Source organism: Zavarzinia marina, assembly GCF_021568905.1.
Taxonomy (GTDB): domain Bacteria; phylum Pseudomonadota; class Alphaproteobacteria; order Zavarziniales; family Zavarziniaceae; genus Zavarzinia; species Zavarzinia marina.
The window spans coordinates 316,609-336,182 of sequence record NZ_JAKGSB010000002.1 but is presented as its reverse complement, the minus strand read 5'-3'; the positions used below and the strand labels follow the sequence as shown (position 1 = coordinate 336,182).

Genomic DNA, 19,574 nt, shown 5'->3' with positions numbered 1-19,574 from the left:
AGGGATATGAACGCATCGGTTTTCATCAGCCACGCCTCTGACGACCGGGAATTCGCGGAACGCATTACGGCCTATCTGGAACAGCGCGGGGTGCGCTGCTTCATCGCGCCGCGCGACATCCGTGCCGGGGCCGACTACGCCGAACAGATCATCGACGGTCTCGATGCCGCGGGCGCCATCGTCTTCCTGCTGTCGGAAAATTCCAACAAGTCCGTCTTCGTGCGGAAGGAGATCGAGCGCTCCGTCTCCAAGGGCAAGAGCGTCTTCACCGTCCGCATCCGGGAGGTGACGCCGGCGCGCGCCCTCGAACTCTTCATCTCGTCGGAACAATGGATCGACGCCTGGCGCCCGCCCATCACGCAATATCTCGACCGGCTGGCCGAAGGCATCGCCGCCACCCTGAACATCGATCTCAACCCGATAGAGGACGGCGGCATGGCCGCCTTCCGGTCGCGCCCCGCCGCCCCGCCGCCCGAGGCGCCGCCCGAAATGCCCGCGCCGACGGCCGGCGCGGCGGAATCATCGGGCGCGCCGCCGAAACCGGCGGCCGGGCGCCAGTCCGCCCTGGTGGCCGGCGGCCTGGTGCTGGTCGCCGGCCTGGCCGGCGCGCTGACCTATTTCGTCGTCCTGCCCATGATGGACGGCGGCGACGCCCCGACCGATCCGCCGGTCACGGTGGTCGAAGCCGGGCCGACACCTTCGCCGTCGCCCGCGCCACCCCCCGCACCGGCTCCAGTCCCGAGCCCTACCCCGGTCCCGGCCCCGGCCCCGAGCCCGGCACCGGCGCCCGCCCCGCCGCCCGCGCCCGCCGCCACTGAAGCTCCGTCGCCTGACCTGCCCTATGAGGTGCAGGAGGCCCACGACCGCTATATGGATCTGATCGACGCCGGCGATTTCGACGCGATCTACGACGATCTTCTGGACCCCCGCACGCGCGAGACCGTCACGCGCGAACAGTTGAAGGGGATCTATGCCGATCGGGTGGCGCGCTTCGGCGCGGGTGGGGGCGAGCGCGACGTGCGCGCCGTCGCCTTTCTGTCGGAACTGCCGTTCCAGCCGGGCAGTCACGGCCCCTATTACTTCGTGCTGGCCGAGACCCGCCTTGCCAAGGGCAAGGTGGCGGACGGCGCCATTCTGCGCCGTGACGAGAACGGCGATTATGTCCTGACCGATCTCGAGGTCCAGCCGGCGGCGGAACCCCTGACCGCGGCGGAGCGCGAAGCGGCGGTCGAAGTGGCGACGGATCTGTTCGATGCCCTGGCCAAATATCGCCTGCCCAGCGACCTCATGGTGTCGCCGGCCCCCGATTCGGCCGAATGGTACGAACGGATGCAGAGCATGCGGGGCGGCGACCTCGTCGAGCGCAAGCTCGAGACGGTCTATGCCTTCTCCTCGCTGCTGGGCGAGGACGGCGACTATGCCTATGTCCAGTTCCTCTCGACCTATTCCGACGTGCCGGTGATCGAGCAGGCCTGGTTGCGCCGCGACGGCGGCGACTGGCGCGTCGCCCGCTTCTGGTCCGAACCCGATCTCTGAGCGCCCGGCGGCGGCTCAGTCTTCCGGCGCGTCGGCGACGATCGGCGGATCTTCGCCGGTCTTGGCGAAATAGGCCTGTACGATGCCGATCAGATGCGGCGCGTTCGACAGGCCGGCGACGAAGCCGCTGACCAGCGATACCAGGATGGTGATGACCCAGGCGCCGGCGGGCTGGGCGCCGGCGATCACGCTGATCAGATTCGACGCGAAGAGGAACGGCAGGGCCACGATCACGACGAAGGCGAGGATCCGCAGCCGCCCGCCCCGCATCATCGAAAAGGAAAGGCGGAGATCCGCCGACGGCCCGTAGAACAATTGAGCCGGCGCCAGGGCCAGACCGAGAAGAAAATAGGCATCCAGGAACAGGAGCGCGGTTCCGACGAACACGCCGGCCGCGCTCGCGGCCGGCATCAGGCTGCTGACGGCGACATTGAGGGCGACCACCGCCAGGGCCGCGGCAACCATCTGGACGAGGACCAGCCAGGCGCGGCGCGTCGCCTCCTGCGGCGTGACTTCCGGCGGGCGGCCCAGGCGGCGTGCCAGCAGGTCGCCGGCCGCCTTCGCGGCGAAGGGGGCGACCAGGAACAGCGACAGGACGAAGCCGGCCGAAGCCGCGATCACCATGCCCCCGAGGGCTTCGACGTTGATTTCCGCGCCGCTGTCCATCGACGGATCGGATCCGAACCAATGGGCCGAAAGCGCCACGGCGAGATTGCTGCCGATCGCCGGCACCACGCCCAGCAGGAAGGCGAGACGCAGGGACTCCCGCTCGAACACGACGCGGAAGGCGCTCTGAAGCATCAGGACGAGAAGGGGCACGGGCATGGCGGTTCCGAGATCGACGGCCGTCCCTGCTAACCCGGATCCGGCACGACCACAACCCCTGACCGGCGCTCCGGCCCCCGACCGGCCCCTAGGTCAAATAGGCGAACGTTCCCGTTGACCGCCGCTCGTCGGCGTCGAGCGCCGCGAAGAAATGGCGGTTAACGAAGATGAGCCAGGGCACCAGAACCGCGTGGAAGAGGAGGAAGATCGCGGTCGCAACGATTCCCGTCCCGGCGCTGGTGGAGATCATTGCCCCGAGCCAGATGATCGCATAGGCGGCGATCGACGCGCCGAACAGCGGCCAGCGTCGGCCCCTGACCAGGATCAGGGCCCGGTTGGGACTGAAACTGCCGAGATAGACCGTGCCGCAGACCAGGAACAGCGAACTGATCACCAGCCAGCAGAAGAGCGCCAGAATGCCGATGAAGAACCCGATGTTGAGCAGGAAGGCCAGGAAGCGGGAGTCCGGCAGCGAGCCCGACGAAATCGCATAGCCAAGGATGGCGACCGGCGGGGCCATGACCCCAACGATGATGGCAACCTGCAGGCCGACCCCCTTGAGCAGGCGCAGGATGCCCTGACCGAAGCCGACTGGCAGGGGCCGCCCGAACACGTCCCAGTTCAGGCTGACATAGAGGAAGAGCCAGATCGGCGTGAAAACGGCCGCCGCCAGCGCAAGGGCGACGAGCGTGATCGTCCAGTCGTTCGAGACGGCCAGGACATTGAACGCCCCCGGCGCCATCTGGATGCCGAAGCGGAAATCGATCGTCGCGGTCAAAGGGGTCAGGACGCTGACCGTCAGGAGGACGAAGCCGAGCGTTTGCCAGCGCAGACTGGCACGAAGGCTGAAACCGATGTCTCCGAAGAATGACATGCCGTCGTTCCCTGTCGTTTGCCGTCTCGTGTCGTTCGACCGATGATTGCATTGCCGGATATGAAGAACAAGACCGGTGGCATCGGCGGAGTCTTTGTCGATCGACCCAATTCGGTGCCTTAGCGGCGCGCCCCTGCCGGCGGCCGGTGCTAGCGTGCGGGCGACAGGGCAAAAGCCCGCGCCGAGGGGGGAAGGGAAAAACATGCCGATCTTCGACTACAAGGGGCAGGACGGCCGTGCGCTGCTGTCCACCGCCTGGTCGCTTGCCGCCTATACGGGCATCCAGTCGTTCGGGGCCGAACCGCTGCTGCCGCTGGCCAATCCGCTGCTGAACCTGGGTCTCGGGACCAACGCCCAGCCGCCGTCGGGCTGGCGCGAGGTGTCGGCCGCGGAACTCGGTCTCGACCAGAGCCGGGTCGACGCCCAGGGCTTCTTCAAGGGCGACAGACTGCTCCTGGACGATCTGTTCACCTCCCAGGCCAAGATCTGGGTGCGGGAGGATGCCGGCGGCCAGCCGGCGCAGGTCGCCATCGTCTTCGCGCCGACCAACAATCCCCTCGACGTGATCGACTATCCGTCGATGATCTCGGGCGACTACGTCCATGCTCTCGACTATCTGATCGAGGCGGTGAAGACCTACGCGGAGGACGGCGACCTCAGCGGGGAAGACGTGATCGTCACCGGTTACAGCCTGGGAGCGGGCGCCACCAACAACATGTTCGGGGCGCGCGAGACGGACTGGGGCGGCTTCTTCGCCGACAGCGACTATGTCGCCGGGGCCGTGCCGGTGATCGTGGACGAGCCGGGCATCGCCAACATCGGCTTCGAGAACGACGTGGTGCACCGTGTGGCGGGCGATGCCACAGCCTTTCAGGACGCGATCGGCGACGTCCTGCTGCCGCAGGATCCGAAATTCGATACGTCGGTCGACAATCTGATCCTGTTCGACGACGCCTATGCCAGCCCGCTCTGGCCCTACGGCGTCTTCAGCGTCGCCAATCTGACCGGCTGGGTCGCCCATATCGAAGGCGTCTTCACCAATCCGGTGGAACGGATCGGCCAATCCACCTTCTACGACCATATCGAGCAGGACAGCGTCATCCTGCTGTCCTTCCTCACCAATCTCACGCGCGCCAGCACCTGGGTCCACGACCGGGATACGCCGACGTCGGATCATTTCGGCGATCCCGCCTTCCTGCTCGGCACCGAATTCGCCGACAGGCTGCAGGACGGCGCCAGCGACGATTTCCTCGACGGTTTCGGCGCCAACGACCGCTTCCGCCTCTCGACCGGTACGGACACGGTGGCCGGCGGTCTCGGCACCGACACGGTCTATGTCGAGGGCGCGGCCGACCGCTTCGAAGCCTATCGCCTCGACGACGGCACGCTCTATCTGTTCGACACGGGCAATCTCTATGGTCTCAAGGAATTGACCGGGGTGGAGCGCGTGACCTTCTCGGACCGGCCGAACCTGCTGTTCTCGGTCGAGGACGCGGGCCTTGTCAGCTCCAACACGCTGCTGATCTTCAAGAGCGAGAACCTCATCGGTTACGAAGACGTGCTGGCCGGGACCGGCGGCAAGGATGCCCTGACCGGCACCGATGCGCCGGACCACATCTTCGCGGCGGGCGGCAACGACAGCCTGCGCGGGGAGGCGGGCGACGACCTGCTCCACGGCGGTGCCGGCAATGATCTCGTCATGGGCGGCGCCGACAGCGACATCCTCTATGGCGGGGCGGGCGACGACCGGCTCTACGGCGGTGCCGGCAACGACGGCCTGACCGGCGGCGTCGGCGGGGACCTGTTCTACTTCAACAGCAACCGCTTCGGCCACGACCGGGTGACCGACTTCAACATCCACGAAAACGGCCACGACCAGCTCGTGTTCAAGGCATCGACCTTCGCGACCGCCGACGCTGTCCTCGCCGCCGCGACCCAGGTGGACGACGATGTGGTGATCGACGCGGGCGCGGCCGGCAGCGTCATCCTCGCGGGGATCACCCTGGCCGACCTCTCGCCGGACGATTTCGTCCTGGTGTGAGGCGCGGGAGCCGCGCCTCAGTGCCAGTGCGGGACTTGAGGCGCGTCGCCGAAGATGCCGCCGCCAGTGGGGGCCAACCCCCCGCTGACGCCGGAGGCCAGGAAGAAATGGCCGGTGACGAAGATGATCAGGGGGATCTGTATCAGGCACGTCAGCGCCGGCACGAGCATCTGGAGCGCGAAGGACGAGGCCAGTTCGGGCCCTGCGCCCGGAAGGAAGACGAACAGCGGGATGTAGAAGGCCATCATGATCAGGGTGAAGACGGCGATGCCGCCGAACAGGGCGCCGCGCCGGCCCTGGGACAGGCGCCGGGCTTCCCGGAACGTGAAGCGACCGTGATAGAGGGTGCCCGGGAAGTAGAAGACGTGGATCAGCACCAGCCATCCCCACCAGCAGGCTAGCAGGAAGAAGACGGCGGCTACCAGCAATTGCCGGATCGACGGGTCGACGAATCTGGCGGCGATCGCGACCAGCGCCATCGGCAGGAAGACCACCAGGAGCATGGCCAGAATCGTCAGCAGATGGGCCTTGATCACCCGGAGCGCGGCCCAGAGCGGGCTCACCGGCACCGGCTGGCCGAAGACCCGGCTGTTGAGGCTGGAATAGATATAGAGCCAGATCGGCAAGACCAGCACGAACATAATGGCGCCGGTGATAGCCACCGTCTTCAGCGGGCGTAAGGCCTCTTCGAGGGGGACATCCTCCCGCATCAGGCGGGGCGGCGGCCAGCCGTCCATGCTCACGGCATAGAAGACCAGGCTCACGACAATCTGCAAGACCAGATAGGCCACTGTCTCGATGCGGAATATCTGCCTGATCGAGAAACCGATGTCATTCCAGAAGCTCTTGCCCATTGTACCCCCAAACACGCGGTGGTCGTCCGTAGGGCAGGCACTATAATGGGAAATTGTATATTTTCGCTGAACGGCTTCGGCTGTTTCTCGCCTCGGTGGACGCGCCCGGCCTGCCGGTCCGGAACGCCTGGGGCCCGCCCCCGACTATTGTTCCGTCGCGGCCTGCCGTGCCGCCACGGCGCGCTGCCAGCGGCGCACGAAAGCCCATTTGCGGTAGAGTTCGGTACTGGCGGCGACAACGGCGACGAAGGTGAAGCCATAGGCGAGCCCGAGGAAGGGCAGATAGGGGCCGGCCATCATCGCCAGGGCATCGCGGTCCCGGGTCGGAAGGTCACCGTGGATCGCGGAGACGACGCCGACCAGGATGAACACGGCCGGCAAGAGAAAGACCGCGGCGAAAATGATGCCGATCAGCAGCAGACGCCACAACACGACGCTGGCGGCATCGAAGGCCGCGCTCATGTTGTAGTGCTCCACCAACGCGCTTTCCGGGATCAGGAAGAGCCCGCCGATCATGACGCGGATGCCGAGATAGAGACCGATGCCGATGATCGGCAGCGCCAGGGCGCCGACACCCGTGGCCACGGCGAGCTGGATGCCGATCACGCCGCCGACGGCGAAGATGGCGGAACTGAGCCAGCGCACGACGAGATAGGAGAAGCCGACGCGGAGCAGAAGCGCGCGGCCGACGACGACGGGGCGGTCCGTGATGCGGCAGATGATCCGGGCCAGGAAATGGGCGCCGAGCACGACTCCGAGCATCTCGAAGGCGATGCCGGCGAGGCCGTAAGGAATGGAATCCACGGTTGGCCCGAAGTCGAGGCGGCGCACCTCGATGCCGAGGTAGGGCATGAGACCATAGGGCAGCAGCGCGACGAGGCCGATGAAGGTCGCGGCGATGAGCCCGTCCACCGACAGGCAGGCCCGGAAGCCGGCCCTGAGCGGGCGCGGGACGAAATCCGGATCCTCGAGGCTGGGTGGGCCCTCGAGATGGTCGGTCATGGCATGATCCCTGGTTAGTCGTGCGAGCCGGTCTTCCCCCAAGGGTAGTCGTAGCGCCCGCGCGAGGCAAAGCGAAAGGAGGGCGGAAGCGTCCCGGCCCTAGGCCGGCGCATTCTCCGTGCGGCCGATATCCGACACCGGCGACGGCAATCCTCCGGCCGCGGCCTCGTGGCGCCGCGCTGCCTCGAAGTAATAGTGGCCGTAAAGGGCGAGGATCGGGGCATAGAAGGCCGAACCCAGGAAGACCGAGACGACGATCACGATCATCGTGCCGCCGGCGCCAGGCACCGCGACCGCCGGAATCATGGCGACGACCGCGATCGCCAGCAACAGGAATGCAAGAACGATGAAACCCGCGACCATGGTCCAGCGGACGCCCCGTCCGAGACGCCGGGCGTGCCGGAACGTCATGGGATTTCGATAGAGCATGCCGATCGGATAGAAGACATGGGCCACCACCAGCAGGACGGCGCCGATGCAGGCGGCGGCGAAGGCGGCGGCCAGCACGGCATGTGGCAGTCCCGGCGCCAGGTGACGGACTGCCAGGACGAACACGACGAGCGGCGCGACGACGATGCCCAGCAGGGCAAGGGAACCGAGGATATTGGCCTTCAACGCCAGGAAGGCGGCGTGGACGGGCCCGACGGGAAAGGGCTGGCCGAACAGGCGCCGGTTCAGGCGCGACCAAAGCGCCATGAAGGCGGGCAGGCCGAGGACCAGAAGCGCAGCCGCCCAGAACCCCTGCTGCTCCATCGCCTGCACGACGAACTCGGGGTGGGTCATCGCGACGCCGATCAGCGCCCCCGGGTCGGCGGTGATCGCCAGGCCGGCGATCTGGATGAGGACCTGGAGCAGTCCGAAGCCCAAAGCCTCGAGGCTCAGGAGGTTGCGAAGCGCAACGAAGATCGGCCGAAAGAAGCGCCGCATCATGGCCCCCTGCCCCGGAAATGCAGCCGAGAGTAGAGGCGGGAGGGCGGCCGGACAAACGAAAAGCGGCGGCCCCGGAAGGCCGCCGCCCGTCTGTGCGCTGGGGCGCGCCGGTTATTCGGCGTCGGCCCGCTCGGCCTTTTCCTTCTTCTCGAGGACGATCTCGGCGCCGGTCTCCTGGTCGACGAACTTCATGGAGAGACGGATCTTGCCGCGCTCGTCGATGCCGAGGACCTTCACCTTCACGGCGTCGCCCTCGTTCACCACGTCGGTGACCTTGGCGACGCGCTTCGGCGCCAGCTCGGAGATGTGGACGAGGCCGTCCTTGGAACCGATGAAGTTCACGAAGGCGCCGAAGTCGACGACCTTCACGACCTTGCCGTCATAGACTTCGCCGACCTTGGCTTCGGCGACGATGCCGTTGATCCACTTGATCGCGGCTTCGATGGCGGCGGTGTCGGAAGCCGCGACCTTGATGGTGCCGTCGTCCGAAATGTCGACCTTGGCGCCGGTCTTCTCCACGATCTCGCGGATGACCTTGCCGCCGGTGCCGATCACTTCGCGGATCTTCTCCTTGGGGATGGAGATGGTCTCGATGCGCGGGGCATAGGCATTGACTTCGGTGCGGGCGCCGGTCAGGGCCTTGGCCATTTCACCGAGGATATGCAGGCGGCCGGCCCTGGCCTGGGTCAGGGCGACCTGCATGATCTCCTCGGTGATGCCGGTGATCTTGATGTCCATCTGCAGCGAGGTGACGCCGTTCTCGGAACCGGCCACCTTGAAATCCATGTCGCCCAGGTGATCCTCGTCGCCCAGGATGTCCGACAGGACGGCGAAACGCTCGCCCTCCTTGATCAGGCCCATGGCGATGCCGGCGATCGGGGTCGCCAGCGGCACGGCGGCATCCATCAGGGACAGCGAGGTGCCGCAGACGGTGGCCATGGAGGACGAGCCGTTCGACTCGGTAATTTCCGAGACGACGCGCAGCGTGTAGGGGAAGTCCTCCTTCGACGGCAGCACCGGATGGATGGCGCGCCACGCCAGCTTGCCGTGGCCGATCTCGCGCCGGCCGGCGCCGCCCATGCGGCCCACTTCACCGACCGAATAGGGCGGGAAGTTGTAATGCAGCATGAAGTGTTCGTGGTAGGTGCCTTCCAGCGCGTCGATCATCTGCTCGTCGTCGCCGGTGCCCAGCGTCGCGACCACCAGGGCCTGGGTCTCGCCGCGGGTGAACAGGGCGGAACCATGGGCGCGCGGCAGGACGCCGACTTCCGCCACGATCGGACGGACGGTGACGAGGTCGCGGCCGTCGATGCGGGTGCCGTTGTCGAGAATGCCGTTGCGCACGATGTCGGATTCGAGCGCCTTGAACTGCTCGGCGACGACCTGGGCTTCGTAACCTTCCGCTTCCAGGGTGGCGACGGCCTTCTTCTTGGCGGCGCCGACCGCCTCGTAGCGGGCCTGTTTCTCGCGGATGCCGTAGGCGGCACGCAGGTCTGCCTCGACAGTGTCCTTGAGGAGGGCGATCAGGGCCGAATGGTCGGCCGCTTCCGGCAGGACCCAGGGCTCCTTGGCGGCGGCTTCGGCCAGTTCGATGATGGCCTGGATGACGGCCTGCATCTCGCGGTGGCCGAACATCACGGCGCCCAGCATGACTTCCTCGGAAAGCTGCTTGGCCTCCGATTCGACCATCAGCACCGCCTCGCCCGTGCCGGCGACGACGAGGTCGAGCTCGGTGTTCGGCATCTCGTCGAGCTGCGGGTTGAGGACGTATTCGCCGTTGATGTAACCGACGCGGGCACCGCCGATCGGGCCGAGGAACGGCAGGCCCGACAGGGTCAGCGCCGCCGAGGCGCCGATCATGGCCGGAATGTCGGGGTCATTCTCCATGTCGTGGGACAGGACGGTGGCGACCACCTGGGTCTCGTTCCTGTAGCCGTCGACGAAGAGCGGGCGGATCGGGCGGTCGATCAGGCGGGAGACCAGGGTCTCCTTCTCGGTCGGACGGCCTTCGCGCTTGAAGAAGCCGCCGGGGATCTTGCCCGCGGCATAGGTCTTCTCCTGGTAATTCACCGTGAGGGGGAAGAAATCGATCCCGGGCTTCACGGATTTGGCCGCGACGGCGGTGACCAGCACGGTGGTGTCGCCATAGTGGACGAGCACGGCGCCATCGGCCTGACGTGCGATGCGGCCGGTTTCGAGAACCAGCTTGCGGCCGCCCCAGGTCAGTTCCTTGCGGTGAATGGTGAACATCTCTCTTTCCTTCCAAACGGGTTCGCGCCCTTGCGTCGAACCCGGTCCTTCCTTCGGGGTTGGTGCCCTACGCACCGTGCCCTGGAACCGCCGGCCCCTGCCGCCGGTCCCGAATGCCCGGATTGACCCCCGGATAGGCAAAGGGCCCGAAGGGCGACGCCGTCTTGTTCAGGCGTGTCCTTCGGGCCCCGATCCTGCAAAGCGGCGGCGCGATTTCGCATCGTCCGCCCGTGCCGTCATCGTGCCGCGATCACTTGCGCAGGCCGAGACGGCCGATGAGCGTCGTATAGCGGTTGACGTCGCGCGACTTCAGATAGTCGAGCAGGCGACGGCGCTGCGACACCAGCATGAGAAGGCCACGACGCGAGTGGTTGTCCTTCTTGTGGGTCTTGAAGTGTTCGGTGAGGTTGACGATGCGTTCGGTCAGAACCGCGACCTGAACCTCGGGCGAACCGGTGTCACCCTCGTGGGTGGCGTATTCCTTGACGAGCTCGGTCTTGCGCTCGGCGGTGATCGACATCGGGTATCTCCTGATCAGAGGTTGAAGACACGTACCGGACGGACCAGGGGCCCGTCGAACCGCCCCAACGCCACGAGCCCCGTGGGCGCCATCAGGCGGACCACGGCGTCACCGTCACGTCGTTGCGCGGTACCCGGCAACCCGATCGCCCGGCCATCCTTCAGGGCCCGGGCGTCTTCCGCGGTCACGGCTAGCGCCGGGATGTCGTCCAGCGCAGTCACGACCGGCAGCAGGATGCCGTCAGGGGGCGATGTATGAAGCAAATCGGGCGTCTTTTCCACAAGATTCTGGATACATGACATATCCACCGCGTGTTGGGCGCCGAAGGGCCCGACCCGCAGGCGCCGCAGCATCACCACATGCCCGACCGTGCCCAGAAGCCGCGAGACATCTCGCGCCAGCGAGCGCACGTAGGTGCCCTTGCCGCAATCGACCTCGAGCGTGGCGTGATCGTCGTCCGGCCGCCCGATCAGGCGAAGGGCGTGGATCTCGACGGCGCGGGCGGGCAGGTCCACGGTCTCGCCGGCCCGGGCCAGATCATAGGCGCGTTCGCCGTCCACCTTGATGGCTGAGAAGGCGGGGGGCACCTGGTCGATGGTGCCGAGGAAGCGGGGCAGAACCGCCTCGATCGCCGCCGTCGCGGGCCGCATGTCGGAGACGGCGGTCTCCGTCCCCTCGGCGTCCAGCGTGGTGGTCTCGATGCCGAAGCGGATGGTGAAGCGGTAGGTCTTGCTGGCGTCGACGACATAGGGCAGGGCCTTGGTCGCCTCGCCGAAGGCCAAGGGCAGGATACCGCTGGCCAGCGGATCCAACGTGCCGCCGTGGCCGCCCTTGGCGGCAGAAAGGGCGAAGCGCACCTTGCCCAGGGCCTGGGTCGAGGTCACGCCCAGGGGCTTGTCCAGCACCACCCAGCCGTCGACCTTGCGCTTCTGGCGTTTCACGGCGCCGGGTCCTGGCAGATGTCGACCCAGGCGGCATCGGTGATCGCGGCCAGACGATCCGGCGCGATGAACAGGGCCGAATGGGTGGAGCCGGCCGCCGGCACCACCACGTCGAACGCCATCAGGGAGATGTCGCAATAGACCTTCAGGGGGCGCGCCAGGCCGAAGGGGCAGACACCGCCGACCGGATGGCCGGTCAGGTCGGCCACATCCTCGACGCCCAGCATGCGGGGCTTGGCGCCGAAGGCGGCCTTGCACTTCCTGTTGTCGATCCGCGCATCGCCCCGCGCCACCACCAGCACGACCTCCTCGCCCAGGCGGAGCGACAGGGTCTTGGCGATCTGGCCGGGTTCGACGCCATGGGCGGCGGCGGCCAGCGGCACGGTGGCGGAGGATTCGGCGGTTTCGACGATTTCGATGTCGGGCGCGTGCTCGGCCAGAAAGGCGCGGACGGATTCGAGACTCATGGAACGGCCCGGGCCCTCAATCCTCGTCGTCGGCCCAGCCGGCTTCCTCGAGATCATGCTTCACGCGCGGGGTTTCCAGAAGCTCGCGGATGCGGTCCGCCTCGTCGAAACTCTCGTCGCCGATGAAGGTCAGCTTGGGCGTGAACTTCAATTCCGTGCCCTTCGAGACCTGGCCGCGGATGAAGGCGGCGGCATGGTTCAGGGCGGCGATCACCTCGGCCGTGTTGCGGCCCGACAGCGGCAGGGCGAAGACGGTCGCATTCTTCAGGTCGGGGCTGACCCGGACCTCGGAAATGGTGATGGCGACGCCGCTCAGATGCGGGTCGTGAATGGTGTCGCGGCGCAGCAGTTCCGCGATCAGGTGGCGCAGCAGTTCGCCCACGCGCAACTGGCGCTGGCTCACCGGCCGCCCGGCGCGATGATCGTCGTCGCGATGCTGCCGGCCTGCCGGCGGACGCCCACGAGACATGGCATGATCCTTTCGGAAAAACGCCATCAAGGCGAAAGCCGGGACCTTTCAAAAGAGGGGAGCCCCCTCCGCAGAAAGATCCCGGCCTTCGCCGGGATGACGCGGATTACAAAACAACCGGGCCATCGAGGCCCCGCGGAGCTTCAGCGAAGCGAGCCCGGGCGGCGGATGCCGCCGCCCGGCGCTCGAGGGCTTCCTAGAGAGTCCGCGCGATTTCCTCGACGTCGAAGCATTCGACCACGTCGCCGACATGGAAGTTCTCGTAGTTCTCGAACGCCATGCCGCATTCGTAGGTCGCCTTGACCTCCTTCACCTCGTCCTTGAAACGACGCAGCGAGGAGAGCGTGCCTTCGTGGATCACCACATTGTCGCGGATGATGCGGACCTTGGCGCCGCGCTTGACCACGCCTTCCGTGACCAGACAGCCGGCGACCTTGCCGGTCTTGGTGATCTGGAAGACTTCGCGGATCGAGGCATAGCCGAGGAAGGTTTCCTTGAGGGTCGGCGCCAGCAGGCCGGAGAGGGCCTGTTTGATGTCGTCCACCAGGTCGTAGATGATCGAGTAGTAGCGGATCTCCACGCCCTCGTGATCGGCCATCTCGCGCGCCTGTTTGCCGGCGCGGACGTTGAAGGCGATGATCGGGGCGTTGGAAGCCTTGGCCAGCGCGACGTCGGACTCGGTGATGCCGCCCACCGCGTCGTGCAGGATGCGGACCGCCACCTCGTCGTTGCCGAGCTTGGTGAGCGACCCCACGATCGCCTCGAGCGAGCCCTGCACGTCGGCCTTGATGACCATCGGCAGTTCCTTGACCTGGCCTTCCTTGATCTTGGAGAACATCTGTTCCAGCGAGACGCGGGCGGTGCCCACGGCGCGCTGTTCCTTGATCCGGCGCTGACGGAAGGCGGTGACCTCCCGGGCGCGGGTCTCGGAATCGACCACCTGGAAGTCGTCGCCGGCGGACGGCGTGCCGGTCAGGCCCAGCACCTCGACCGGGAACGACGGGCCGGCTTCCGGCCGCTGCTCGCCGCGATCGTCGAGAAGGGCGCGCACCTTGCCCCATTCCGAACCGGCGACGAAGATGTCGCCGACCTTCAGGGTGCCGCGCTGGACGAGCACGGTCGCGACCGGGCCGCGGCCGCGGTCCAGCTTCGCCTCGATGACGACGCCGGCGGCGGCACGGTTCGGATTGGCGCGCAGCTCCAGGATTTCCGCCTGCAGCAGGATCGCTTCCTCCAGCTTGTCGAGACCGGTGCGGGCCTTGGCCGAAACCTCGATCGCCTGGACGTCGCCGCCCAGATCCTCGACCACCACCTCGTGCTGGAGGAGGGCGTTGCGGACCTTGTCCGGATTGGCGTCCGGCTTGTCGATCTTGTTGATGGCGACGACGATGGGCACGCCCGCCGCACGGGCATGGCGGATCGCCTCGACCGTCTGGGGCATGATGCCGTCGTCGGCCGCGACCACCAGGACGACGATGTCCGTCACCTTGGCACCGCGCGCACGCATGGCGGTGAACGCCTCGTGGCCCGGGGTGTCGAGGAAGGTGATCTTCTGGCCGCTGCCGAGCTTCACCTGATAGGCACCGATGTGCTGGGTGATGCCGCCGGCTTCGCCCGCCGCCACGTCGGTCGCGCGGAGCGCGTCGAGCAGCGAGGTCTTGCCGTGGTCGACGTGACCCATGACGGTGACCACCGGCGCGCGCGGCTCCAGGTGGCTGTCCTCGTCCGCCTCGCCCTCCAGGCCGATTTCGACGTCGGATTCGGCGACGCGCTTGAAGCGGTGGCCGAATTCCGAGACCACCAGTTCGGCGGTGTCGGCATCGATCGACTGGTTGATCGTGGCCATGACGCCGAGGCGCATGAGCTGCTTGATCACGTCGGCGCCGCGCTCGGCCATGCGGTTGGCCAGTTCCTGCACGGTGATGACTTCCGGCACGATGACGTCGCGGACGACCTTGACCTTGTCTTCCTGGCCGCGCATCTGGCGCTTCTCGCGCTCGATGCGGCGGCGCATCTGGGCGACGGAACGCTGGCGCTCCTCGCCGTCCAGGGCGGCATTGACGTTGACCTTGCCCGAACGGCGACGGTCGTCGCCGCCACGGCTGGGCTTGGACGGCGCGCTGCGCGGCGGGGCCTTGCCGGGGGCGCCGGGCTTCTTCGGCCGGGGCCGGTCCTCGTCGTCGAGGACGCGGGGCAGGGCGCCGCCGCCACGCATGGCGGGCCGGGCCGGGGTTTCGGCCGTGGTCGCGGTATCGGCGGCGTCGGCGGCGGGCGTGTCGTCCAGGCGGCGGGCGGCCTCGGCCTCGGCCTTGCGGCGGGCCTCGTCGTCCGACCGGCGGCGGGCCTCTTCCTCGGTCTTGCGGCGTTCGGCGGCGGCGCGTTCCTCGGCGAGGCGCGCTTCCTCGACCAGGCGGCGCTTGGCCTCGATCTCGGCGATCTGGCGGGCGCGTTCCTCGGCGATGCGGGCACCCTCGAGGGCGCGGGCGCGGTTCGCCTTCTCTTCGTCCGACAGGGTGCGCAGCACGACGCGGCCCTTGGTCTGGGCCTGCGGGCCGCCGCGCTGCGGCCGGCCGCCCTGGGGCGGGCGCTGCTGCTGCGGGGCCTGGCCGCCGCGCGGGGCGGGGGCCGATTGATTGGGCGACATGCGCGGGCCGGCGGCGGCGGCCGGCGCTTCCGCCGCCGGGGCGGCGGCGGGCGCCGGGCGGCGCACCGGGGCCTCGCCCAGGATCTTGGGCCGCACCACCGGGGCGCTCGGCTCGATGATGCGGGGCAGGCCGGCGGCCTCGGCGCGGGCGGCGCGGCCGCCCGTGTCCTGCGGGGCCGAGGGCGGCGCCGCGGGCGCGCTGGCCGCGGGCGGTGCCGCCGGCGGCTGCGGGAGGGGGCGCGTCGGCGCGGCGGGGGCCGGCGCGGCGGGCGCCGGGGCCGCCGCGTGGCCCGGCTCGACCATGCGCTTGCGCTTGTGTTCGACGACCACCGGCTTCGACCGGCCGTGCGAGAAGCTCTGACGGACCTGCGCCGCGCCGTCGCCGGCCGGCTTCTTCATCTGCAGGGTCCGCGAGCCGCCGAGGCTCAGCTTCTTGTCGTCGTTATCCTTGACGTCACTCATAGATCATTCCGTCCGCGCCCCAGCCCGGGGCAAATCCGGCCCGTCGGCCGTCACCAATAAACGAAACCCGGCGAGACGCGTCGCCTCGCCCAGGAACTGCTCTGCCAGCCGGCCGGGTTTGAAGGCTGCATGTATTACATTTTCCCGGCCCAAAGCCAAACTCAATTCGGCACTGGTCAGCACCTCGCAGCACATGACCGATCCCGCCAGGGCGCGCAGCTTGCGCTTGCCGTCGCGGGCTCCGTCGCTGGCCCCCAGCAGAAGACCCGCGGGGGCCTTCCTCAGATGGGAATCGATCTTGTCGAAACCGGCGACGACCTCGCCCGCGCGGCGGGCCAGTCCGAGCAACCCCTGGCAGCGCTGCACCAGCAAGGCTTCGATGAGATCGGCGAGACCGGCGGGGACCGTCAGCGGCCCCTGGTGGCCGGCCCGCGCCGCTGCCTTCACGAAGAGCTTGCGGGCGATCGCCGTCTCCACGGCGCTGCGGCTGGCGCATGTCCAGAAACCGCGACCCGGCAGGACCGCCTTCAGGTCCGGCACCAACTCTCCGTTCGGCCCGACAACATAGCGGATCATGGCCGCGCGGTCGAGCCTTTCGCCCGTCGCGATGCAACGGCGAATGGGTCCGGGCCCGTCGTCGAGCCCGGCTTCCTCTTCGGAAATGTCCCGTTCTACGGCCTCGCCGGTCGCCGTCAGGGCGTCCGGCGGCGTGGCCGCATCATTCGATGGCGTCAGAGGAGGTTGCGTCATCGCCCTCCTCCTCGTCGGCGAACCAGTGGGCGCGGGCGGCCATGACCATCTCGGTGGCCGACGCCTCGTCCAGGGCGAATTCGCGCAGGATGCCATCCTTCGGATCGGTCAGTTCGTCGGTCGCGAGATCGGCGAAATCGTCCAGCGTCTTGATCCCGGCCCGGCCCAGGGTGGCCAGATAGGCGGGGGTCATATGGGGCAGGGCGGCGATCGCGTCCTCGACCCCGAGTTCCTTCCGCTCTTCCTCGAAGCGGGCGTCGCGCTCGGCGATCTTCTCGCGCGCGCGTTCCTGCAGGGCGGCGGCGATCTCCTCGTCGAAGCCCTGGATCTCGGACAGCTCGTCCTCGGCGACATAGGCGACTTCCTCGATCGAGACGAAGCCTTCCGCCGCCAGCAACTGGGCGATCGTCTCCTCGACGTCGAGTTCGCGGGCGAACATCTCGGACTTGTTGCGGAACTCCTCCTGGCGGCGCGCCGATTCCTCGGCCTCGGTCAGGATGTCGATGTCCCAGCCCGTGAGCTGCGAGGCGAGGCGCACGTTCTGCCCGCGCCGGCCGATGGCGAGCGAGAGCTGGTCGTCGGGCACCACCACCTCGATGCGCTTGGTCTCCTCGTCCAGGACGACCTTGGCGACTTCGGCGGGGGCCAGCGCGTTGACGATGAAGGTGGCCGGATCGGGCGACCACTGGATGATGTCGATCTTCTCGCCCTGCAGCTCGCCGACCACGGCCTGGACGCGGCTGCCGCGCATGCCGACGCAGGCGCCGACCGGATCGATCGAGCTGTCGCGCGAGACGACGGCGATCTTGGCCCGGCTGGACGGGTCGCGGGCGACCGCCTTGATCTCGATGATGCCGTCATAGACCTCGGGCACTTCCTGGGCGAAGAGCTTGGCCATGAACTGCGGGTGGGTGCGGCTCAGGAAGATCTGCGGGCCGCGCGCCTCGCGCCGGACGTCGTAGACATAGGCGCGGCAGCGGTCGCCGTTGTGGAAGGTTTCGCGCGGCAGGCCCTCGTCGCGGCGCATGATCGCCTCGGCCCGGCCCAGGTCGACGATGACGTTGCCGTATTCGACCCGCTTCACGATGCCGTTCACGATCTCGCCGATGCGGTCCTTGAATTCCTCGTACTGGCGGTCGCGCTCGGCGTCGCGCACCTTCTGCACGATCACCTGCTTCGCCATCTGGGCGGAGATGCGGCCGAAGTCCAGCGGCGGCAGGCTCTCTTCCAAGAAGTCGCCGACCTGGGCCGCCGGGTTGCGCGCCAGGGCATCGTCGAGGCCGATCTGGGTGGCGTCGTTCTCGATCACGTCGACCACTTCGAGAAGGCGCGACAGGCGCATCTCGCCGGTCTTCGGGTCGATCTCGGCGCGGATCTCGTTCTCGGTGCCGTAGCGCGAACGGGCGGCCTTCTGGATCGCCTCCTGCATGGCTTCGAGGACGACGAACTTGTCGATGGACTTCTCGCGCGCGACCGCATCCGCGATCTGGAGCAATTCGAGCCGATTGGCGCTGACGGCGGCCATGTTCTACCTCAAGAAGTCTCGTCGGCGGCGGCGGCTTCGGCGCCTGCCGACATTGCGGATTGCGATGAATCCGCGGTTTGCGATGAATCCGGCTCCTCGCCATCGGCGCGGGGCGGCAACAGCTTGCCCTTCAGGCTCGCCTCGATCAGGTCGTCGGTCAGCACCAGCCGGGCCTCGCCGATCAGGGGAAAGGGCAGGCGATGATCCTGGCCGTCGACGGTGACGAGCACGTCTTCGCCGTCGGTGCCGATCAGGCGGCCGCGATAGCGCTTGCGCCCCTCGACCGGCATCACGGTCTCGATCTTCGCTTCATAACCGGCGAAACGGCGGTAGTCGTCAAGCTTCACCAGCGGCCGGTCGAGGCCGGGGGAGGAGACTTCGAGCACATATTCGCCGGAAATCGGATCCTCGACGTCCAGCAGGGCGGAAACGGCGCGCGAGACCTCGGCGCAATCCTCGACCGTCATGGTGCCGTCGGGCCGCTCGGCCATGATCTGCAGGACCGGCCGCTTGGCCCCGCCGAAGCGCACGCGCACCAGAAGGAAACCCATCGCCAGAAGCGAAGGCTCGATCATCGTCGCGATACGGTCGGTCAGTTCCATCCATGTCCTCTAAAGCAGCCGCGGCGGCGGTGAGCCCCAAACGAGAAAGCGGGCCCGTGGCCCGCTTCCGTCTCATCCCGAGGGTCACCACCGGGCTATGTGTGCTGTCATGTAGCGCGCGGCGCCGATTGTTTCAAGTCTTTCGTCACCGCCGGCGAAAACGCAGATAGGCGGGCTTGCGGCCGGCGGCGATGGCCTTTGCCTCGTAGCGGGTGGGCGGCCAGTCCTCGGGGCGGATGCGCCAGTCGTCGGGCCGCTCCGCCGTCCAGTCGAAGGCGGCGTGGGGGCGGATCACCGCCAGGGTCCATTCGATGTAACCCATGATATCGCTGGCGACGCGGAATTCGCCGCCGGGGCGCAGCGCCCTCGCGATCAGGTCCAGGGTCTCGGTCTGGACGAAGCGGCGCTTGTGATGGCGGCTCTTCGGCCAGGGATCGGGGAACAGCAGGAAGACCCGGCCGAGGCTCGCCTCGGGCAGGGCGGCCAGCAGCAGGCGGGCGTCGTCCGCCAGCACGCGGACATTGTCGAGTCCGCGTTCGTCGACATGGCGCAGCAGGCTGGCCATGCCGTTGACGAAGGGCTCGGCGCCGATGAAACCGGTGTCGGGGTTGGCGTCCGCCTGGGCCGCCAGATGCTCGCCGCCGCCGAAGCCGATCTCGAACCAGACGTCTTCGACCGGTCGGGCGAACAGGCTGCGCGGATCGAGCGGGGTGCCGGCGGGCGGTACCGAGACGGCAAGCCGGTCGAGGCCGGTTTCCAGGATCTGGCTCTGCCGGGCGCGCAGCTTGTGGCCCGAGCGCCGGCCAAAGACCTTCCGGCGCAATTCCCCGGGCCGGCGAGGCGCCGGGCTCTCGACCGGCGCCTCGTCGTCGGTCGTCATGG

General features: G+C 68.0%; 17 protein-coding genes. 2 read left to right on the top strand and 15 right to left on the bottom strand.

The window, feature by feature from the left end:
- The first annotated feature begins 6 nt into the window (after positions 1–6).
- Positions 7–1,536: a TIR domain-containing protein gene (locus L2U69_RS07370; RefSeq protein WP_236106142.1), complete on the top strand. Its 1,530-nt coding sequence runs from the start codon at positions 7–9 to the stop codon at positions 1,534–1,536.
- A gap of 15 nt (positions 1,537–1,551) precedes the next feature.
- Here the strand turns inward: L2U69_RS07370 and L2U69_RS07365 are convergent, their stop codons facing one another.
- A complete protein-coding gene (locus tag L2U69_RS07365; protein WP_236106141.1) occupies positions 1,552–2,361 on the bottom strand; it encodes a hypothetical protein in 810 nt (269 codons plus the stop codon).
- An 88-nt stretch (positions 2,362–2,449) separates the two neighbouring features.
- Entirely contained in the window at positions 2,450–3,439 is a 990-nt protein-coding gene (locus L2U69_RS07360; protein ID WP_236106140.1) for a hypothetical protein, read from the bottom strand.
- Here L2U69_RS07360 and L2U69_RS19150 point away from each other — a divergent pair.
- Complete coding sequence (locus tag L2U69_RS19150) at positions 3,438–5,276, top strand: calcium-binding protein (protein ID WP_268967292.1); 1,839 nt, start codon at positions 3,438–3,440, stop codon at positions 5,274–5,276. The two genes, L2U69_RS07360 and L2U69_RS19150, sit on opposite strands and share 2 nt — an antisense overlap.
- Before the next feature lie 17 nt (positions 5,277–5,293).
- Here L2U69_RS19150 and L2U69_RS07350 read toward each other — a convergent pair whose 3' ends face one another.
- From L2U69_RS07350 to trmB, 13 genes are all read right to left on the bottom strand, one after another.
- Positions 5,294–6,130, bottom strand: coding sequence for a hypothetical protein (locus L2U69_RS07350; RefSeq protein ID WP_236106139.1), 837 nt, complete (start codon positions 6,128–6,130; stop codon positions 5,294–5,296).
- Between the two features lie 144 nt (positions 6,131–6,274).
- A complete protein-coding gene (locus L2U69_RS07345; protein ID WP_236106138.1) occupies positions 6,275–7,132 on the bottom strand; it encodes a hypothetical protein in 858 nt (285 codons plus the stop codon).
- Between the two features lie 99 nt (positions 7,133–7,231).
- The gene (locus L2U69_RS07340) at positions 7,232–8,062 is read right to left on the bottom strand and encodes a hypothetical protein (protein WP_236106137.1); all 831 of its coding nucleotides are present in this window, start codon (positions 8,060–8,062) and stop codon (positions 7,232–7,234) included.
- Positions 8,063–8,173: 111 nt separating this feature from the next.
- The gene (gene pnp / locus L2U69_RS07335) at positions 8,174–10,312 is read right to left on the bottom strand and encodes a polyribonucleotide nucleotidyltransferase (protein WP_236106136.1); all 2,139 of its coding nucleotides are present in this window, start codon (positions 10,310–10,312) and stop codon (positions 8,174–8,176) included.
- A 250-nt stretch (positions 10,313–10,562) separates the two neighbouring features.
- Positions 10,563–10,832: a 30S ribosomal protein S15 gene (gene rpsO / locus L2U69_RS07330; RefSeq protein WP_236106135.1), complete on the bottom strand. Its 270-nt coding sequence runs from the start codon at positions 10,830–10,832 to the stop codon at positions 10,563–10,565.
- A gap of 14 nt (positions 10,833–10,846) precedes the next feature.
- Entirely contained in the window at positions 10,847–11,773 is a 927-nt protein-coding gene (truB, locus tag L2U69_RS07325) for a tRNA pseudouridine(55) synthase TruB (RefSeq protein ID WP_236106134.1), read from the bottom strand.
- Positions 11,770–12,240, bottom strand: coding sequence for a YbaK/EbsC family protein (locus tag L2U69_RS07320; RefSeq protein WP_236106133.1), 471 nt, complete (start codon positions 12,238–12,240; stop codon positions 11,770–11,772). The genes truB and L2U69_RS07320 overlap by 4 nt, the downstream gene beginning before the upstream one ends.
- 16 nt (positions 12,241–12,256) lie before the next feature.
- On the bottom strand, positions 12,257–12,709 hold the full coding sequence (gene rbfA, locus L2U69_RS07315) for a 30S ribosome-binding factor RbfA (RefSeq protein ID WP_236106132.1): 453 nt from the start codon (positions 12,707–12,709) through the stop codon (positions 12,257–12,259).
- Between the two features lie 196 nt (positions 12,710–12,905).
- Complete coding sequence (infB, locus tag L2U69_RS07310; protein ID WP_236106131.1) at positions 12,906–15,815, bottom strand: translation initiation factor IF-2; 2,910 nt, start codon at positions 15,813–15,815, stop codon at positions 12,906–12,908.
- A 3-nt stretch (positions 15,816–15,818) separates the two neighbouring features.
- Positions 15,819–16,565 carry an RNA-binding protein gene (locus L2U69_RS07305; RefSeq protein WP_236106130.1) on the bottom strand — a complete coding sequence of 249 codons (747 nt, stop codon included), beginning with the start codon at positions 16,563–16,565 and terminating at the stop codon, positions 15,819–15,821.
- Complete coding sequence (gene nusA, locus L2U69_RS07300) at positions 16,534–18,090, bottom strand: transcription termination factor NusA (protein ID WP_236106129.1); 1,557 nt, start codon at positions 18,088–18,090, stop codon at positions 16,534–16,536. The genes L2U69_RS07305 and nusA overlap by 32 nt, the downstream gene beginning before the upstream one ends.
- A gap of 8 nt (positions 18,091–18,098) precedes the next feature.
- The gene (gene rimP / locus L2U69_RS07295; protein WP_268967291.1) at positions 18,099–18,692 is read right to left on the bottom strand and encodes a ribosome maturation factor RimP; all 594 of its coding nucleotides are present in this window, start codon (positions 18,690–18,692) and stop codon (positions 18,099–18,101) included.
- 145 nt (positions 18,693–18,837) lie between these two features.
- Positions 18,838–19,572: a tRNA (guanosine(46)-N7)-methyltransferase TrmB gene (trmB, locus tag L2U69_RS07290; protein WP_236106128.1), complete on the bottom strand. Its 735-nt coding sequence runs from the start codon at positions 19,570–19,572 to the stop codon at positions 18,838–18,840.
- Positions 19,573–19,574: the final 2 nt, after the last annotated feature.

Coding starts and splice junctions, on each gene's coding strand:
- rpsO (WP_236106135.1), bottom strand. CDS start 10,832: ATGTCGATCACCGCCGAGCGCAAGACCGAGCTCGTCAAGGAATACGCC.
- L2U69_RS07360 (WP_236106140.1), bottom strand. CDS start 3,439: ATGTTTTTCCCTTCCCCCCTCGGCGCGGGCTTTTGCCCTGTCGCCCGC.
- trmB (WP_236106128.1), bottom strand. CDS start 19,572: ATGACGACCGACGACGAGGCGCCGGTCGAGAGCCCGGCGCCTCGCCGG.
- L2U69_RS07370 (WP_236106142.1), top strand. CDS start 7: ATGAACGCATCGGTTTTCATCAGCCACGCCTCTGACGACCGGGAATTC.
- L2U69_RS19150 (WP_268967292.1), top strand. CDS start 3,438: ATGCCGATCTTCGACTACAAGGGGCAGGACGGCCGTGCGCTGCTGTCC.
- rbfA (WP_236106132.1), bottom strand. CDS start 12,709: ATGTCTCGTGGGCGTCCGCCGGCAGGCCGGCAGCATCGCGACGACGAT.
- infB (WP_236106131.1), bottom strand. CDS start 15,815: ATGAGTGACGTCAAGGATAACGACGACAAGAAGCTGAGCCTCGGCGGC.
- L2U69_RS07340 (WP_236106137.1), bottom strand. CDS start 8,062: ATGATGCGGCGCTTCTTTCGGCCGATCTTCGTTGCGCTTCGCAACCTC.
- nusA (WP_236106129.1), bottom strand. CDS start 18,090: ATGGCCGCCGTCAGCGCCAATCGGCTCGAATTGCTCCAGATCGCGGAT.
- L2U69_RS07320 (WP_236106133.1), bottom strand. CDS start 12,240: ATGAGTCTCGAATCCGTCCGCGCCTTTCTGGCCGAGCACGCGCCCGAC.
- L2U69_RS07365 (WP_236106141.1), bottom strand. CDS start 2,361: ATGCCCGTGCCCCTTCTCGTCCTGATGCTTCAGAGCGCCTTCCGCGTC.
- pnp (WP_236106136.1), bottom strand. CDS start 10,312: ATGTTCACCATTCACCGCAAGGAACTGACCTGGGGCGGCCGCAAGCTG.
- rimP (WP_268967291.1), bottom strand. CDS start 18,692: ATGGAACTGACCGACCGTATCGCGACGATGATCGAGCCTTCGCTTCTG.
- L2U69_RS07345 (WP_236106138.1), bottom strand. CDS start 7,132: ATGACCGACCATCTCGAGGGCCCACCCAGCCTCGAGGATCCGGATTTC.
- L2U69_RS07350 (WP_236106139.1), bottom strand. CDS start 6,130: ATGGGCAAGAGCTTCTGGAATGACATCGGTTTCTCGATCAGGCAGATA.
- L2U69_RS07305 (WP_236106130.1), bottom strand. CDS start 16,565: ATGACGCAACCTCCTCTGACGCCATCGAATGATGCGGCCACGCCGCCG.